Annotated in this window: 2 protein-coding genes; one reads left to right on the forward strand and one right to left on the reverse strand. The window is 38.8% G+C overall.

Annotated features, from left to right (window positions below; all coding sequences use genetic code 11):
- The first annotated feature begins 1,801 nt into the window (after positions 1 to 1,801).
- Positions 1,802 to 1,993, forward strand: coding sequence for a hypothetical protein (locus tag PHF18_RS12885; protein WP_300103478.1), 192 nt, complete (start codon positions 1,802 to 1,804; stop codon positions 1,991 to 1,993).
- A 781-nt stretch (positions 1,994 to 2,774) separates the two neighbouring features.
- Here the strand turns inward: PHF18_RS12885 and PHF18_RS12890 are convergent.
- The gene (locus tag PHF18_RS12890; protein WP_300103480.1) at positions 2,775 to 4,544 is read right to left on the reverse strand and encodes a DEAD/DEAH box helicase; all 1,770 of its coding nucleotides are present in this window, start codon (positions 4,542 to 4,544) and stop codon (positions 2,775 to 2,777) included.
- Between the last annotated feature and the right edge of the window lie 184 nt (positions 4,545 to 4,728).

Genomic DNA, 4,728 nt, shown 5'->3' on the forward strand with positions numbered 1-4,728 from the left:
TATGAAATGTGGAGGGAATAAACATGCTCATAGGATTCGATTTAAGCCAGTTCTTTACGTTTGAGTTCCTGAATAATCTTAGCTTTCTATTCATGATCTAAATATGGATATAAAAGCCGAAAAAATGGAACCAAAATTAACTGCGAAACAGTAAGTGAAGATAAAGAATGGAGGGAACTAATATGATCTTCGAGATGTTCTATAAAAATGTCAAAATCAGCTACGAGTCAACTGTATTCAGCATGTTTTACTGCTTTTAATTAAGCTGTAAGACAGGTGTATAACGGGGAACGAACAAAATCCAGGAAAAGAGTGGAGGGAACTGATATGATCTTCGAGATGTTCTATAAAAATGTCAAAATCAGCTACGAATCAACTGTATTCACAATGTTATACTGCTTCTAATTAAGCAGTAGAACTGGTGTATAACGGGGAACGAACAAAATCCAGGAAAAGAGTGGAGGGAACTGATATGATCTTCGAGATGTTCTATAAAACTGTCAAAATCAGCTACGAATCAACTGTATTCTCAATGTTATACTGCTTCTAATTAAGCAGTAAAACTGGTGTATAACGGGGAACGAACAAAATCCCAGAAACGAGTGGAGGGAACTAATATGATCTTCGAGATGTTCTATAAAACTGTCAAAATCTGCTACGAAGCAACTGAATTCAGCATGTTTTACTGCTTTTAATTAAGCTGTAAGACAGGTGTATAACGGGGAACGAACAACATTCAGGAAAATAGTGGAGGGAACTGATATGATCTTCGAGATGTTCTATAAAACTGTCAAAATCTGCTACGAAGCAACTGAATTCAGCATGTTTTACTGCTTTTAATTAAGCTGTAAGACAGGTGTATAATGGGGAACGAACAACATCCAGGAAAAGAGTGGAGGGAACTAATATGATCTTCGAGATGTTCTATAAAACTGTCAAAATCAGCTACGAATCAACTGTATTCCACATGCTTTACTGCTTTTAATTAAGCTGTAAGACAGGTGTATAACGGGGAACGAACAACATTCAGGAAAAGAGTGGAGGGAACTTATATGATCTTCGAGATGTTCTATAAAACTGTCAAAATCAGCTACGAATCAACTGTATTCCACATGCTTTACTGCTTCTAATTAAGCAGCAATGTTGAAGGAAAGCAAATATAATATGTACGAAGTTGCCTGTTTTTCAGGCAACTTTATCTTTACAAAATAAGTATATATCTATTGTCTTTTTACTTTTCTTATATTTTATAAATATTCTCTTTATTTTACGGCGATTTTTTAGTTTTTAATTGCTTCTATTATTTTAAATTACTATTTAATATATATTATAAAAGACCTATGCAAAATTTGAAATTACATTAAAAGCATCAATTTTAGGAAGAGATTTAGGAAGAGGTGCAATATATGTCGTACATTCTAATTTCCTTAAAGACTTTATGTGACGATAACTAAGTAGTTTAATGAAATTAACGATATGTATCGACTGTATAGTCGTTTACCACAAAGAACCATTTTGTATCTAAATAATCAAAGACTACTATTTGTAAGGAATAATTGTTCATAACATTATATATAAATTCATAATATACCTGTATATAGATACTCCAATGGCAAACAATATTCGAATAGTTTGTCTTAAAAAAACACCATGTTTAAAATATAGTCATTAATTAAGTGCAAAGTTTCTAGCTATGGAATATAAATTTCACAAAGCCATTAAGTTTTTTTAGCTAGATCTCTCTGCAATTGTTTGATGTCTATTATAGTTCAAGAATAGGTGTCTGGGAGTATAAAGCAGAATGGGGGTTGAAAAAGATAATCATTATAGTTCAAGAATAGGTGTCTGGAAGTATAAAGCAGAATGGGGGTTGGAGAAGAGAACCGATACATCACTGAAAATTGGGGTCAGTGTCAGTTTAAGAGCTTATCTCAAAACTCAGAATTTGCTCTTTGAATCCTGGATTTTGGAGAATCAGTCAAGTTTCGGATAATGATGGATAACCCTGAAAAAACTTAATACTTAGAATAAAATAGGTTTGAGATCGGCTCTAAAGGAAATGGCTTTGAATGAGAAAGAACAGCATTCTAGGAGTGGAGGGAATTATAATGTTTTTCTATTTAAACTACATAAAGATTACTTTCTGTCTACAGGTCGAAAAGTTAAGAATAATGTATATCAGTGGATATGGAGTCCTCAACAGGTAAGTTACATGTTTAGATGTTTACTGGTCAGCCTTTGAACAATGAGACAGTAAGGGCCCAAAGTGCCTGCTCAACGAGAGATGGCGGCATCCTTACTTTTCCACTGTCAATGGTAAACCCGAATAATCGTATGAGAGGAACTGTTCAGAAGGAAAAGGGAATAAGCATCGAACAAGCATCGAACTTCAGCCGGAATAAATCTATTGCATATGGCAATTTTCCTCCTGGCGTAGTTAACTTAACCCGGGGATTTATTCCGGTTGAATAACTAAAATATAGGGGATTTTTGATCCTCAATAAGGAATTATGAAGATTGATAACTATTTTAAATTTTGATGAGATATTTTTTCTGAAAAACAGACCATTTTTCTAAAAGCGTCCTCAGGTTGTCCACGGCCGATCTGTTGATCATATTCAAATATTCAAAAACGTACTTTCTACTCGATAATCTACAAAATAAAATCTTCACAAAATTCTGCTATCAAAAATTTGCCCGAATTCCGAAAACTTCCCTGCTCCCGGAATTTGGAAAAAAATACGAAAAAAGAAAAGAGAATTAAGAAATGGAATTTATTTTTTCACATTTCTTGAACTGCCGCTGCTTTTTGAACTGCCGCTGCTCCTTGAACTGCCACTGCTTCTAGAACTATCGTTGCTTCTTGAACTGCCGCCGCTTCTTGAGCTACCGCCGCTTCTTGAGCTGCCACCGCTTCTAGAACTGCCGCTGCTCCCGTTTGAACCTTTTGAGCCTCCTCCCCTGGATTTCTGGGCAAGTTCCACGAAAGGTTTACTTCCTTTTCTTTTGTTCTTGAAGATGTCAACCAGGGCTTCAGCCTGGGCAAAGGGGATGGATACGAATGAAAAGTGGGGGAAAATTTCTGCATCCCTTACATTCATTTCGTTGTCCCCGAGTTCCTGCTGGATGAAATCTGCTAGTTTTTCCGGAGTCATGCCATCGGCTTTTCCCATAGCTATGAAGAGCCTGGATTTGCCTTTTCTGTCGACATAGGAGCTGCCTCCGGAAATTTCAGTGTACATGCTCTCGTCGAATTTTTCCTTGAAGGCGTACTTTAAAAGGGCAGGCAGGATCTTTTCTGCGGGGTATTCTTCAAGGAGCTTTGTGCTCAGCTCAAGGCAGTCCCCATATTCTTCTGTCTTTATGGTGTTATCGAGTTCGGCTTTTACTCTCGTCCTTTTGGCTTTTATCACATCTTTTATCCCAGGGATACGGCCTTTCTTCATTTCGGACTTTGAAGTCTTCTGTATGTAAGTGAGCCGCCTGAATTCCGAGGATGTAACAAAAGTGATAGCAGTTCCCTGTTTGCCTGCCCTTCCCGTCCTCCCTATCCTGTGCACATAGGACTCTGGGTCCTGGGGCAGGGAATAGTTGATGACATGGGTCAGGTCTATGATATCGATGCCTCTTGCTGCAACATCGGTTGCTGCGAGGATTTGTATCTTCTGCTTCCTGAACTTGTTCAGGATTTTTTCCCGCTCCTGCTGGGAGATATCTCCGTGAAGAGCATCAGCTAAATAACCCCTGTCACTGAGTTTTTGGGCAAGCTGGCTGGTGTCAACCTTTGTACGGCAGAATACGAGCCCGTAGAATTCGTCTTCGATGTCGATGATTCTGCTGAGGGCTTCAAACTTATCGCTTTCCCTAACCTCAAAATAGATCTGTTCGGTCAGGTTTTCTGTAATTTCCTCGTTCGCAATTGTAATATGCTCGTAGTTCCGCATGTACTTCTTGACGATTCCAAGGATTGTCTTTGGCATTGTGGCTGAAAAGAAAAGCATCCTTTTATCAGGGCATGTTGCCTTTAAGATCTCTTTTATGTCGTCAATAAAACCCATGTTCAGCATTTCGTCAGCTTCGTCAAGTACGAAATACGAGATCTTTTCGAGGTTTAGGCTCTTTCTGTTAATGTGGTCGATGACCCTTCCCGGTGTCCCTACGACAATGTCCACGCCGATTTTCAGCATGCGAAGCTGCTGGGTCATGGACTGTCCGCCGTATATAGGGACAATGGACAGTTTTTTGTCTCCTTTTATGGAGTTAAGCTCTTCTGAAATCTGGATTGCGAGTTCCCTTGTAGGGGTCAGGATTATTGCCTGAACATGTCCTGATTTCTCAGGAATTTTCTCTATGATGGGGGCTCCGAAAGCTACTGTTTTTCCGGTCCCTGTCTGAGCCTGCCCTATAATGTCAGATTCTCCTTTCAAAAAAAGCGGTATTACCTTTTCCTGAATCGGGGTTGGTTCTTCAAACCCTTTCTTTTTGAGGGCTTTCAACATACTGTCCGAGAGCCCAAGCGCTTTAAATTTTGCTAATTTTTCCATGTACTCACTCTATGATTTACAATTATTTTTTACAAGTCTTGCAGATTGCAGACCTGGTGTTTACATACTGTCGGCCGCATGCCCGGCAGTTTCCTTTACGGAAAAGCCCACTTATCAACACCGGTACATGATACCGCTAAAAACAGGTAAACACGCCGTATAAATGGTTGATCTCCCCGGGACT

This window comes from Methanosarcina sp. (assembly GCF_028693135.1).
Taxonomy (GTDB): Archaea; Halobacteriota; Methanosarcinia; order Methanosarcinales; family Methanosarcinaceae; genus Methanosarcina.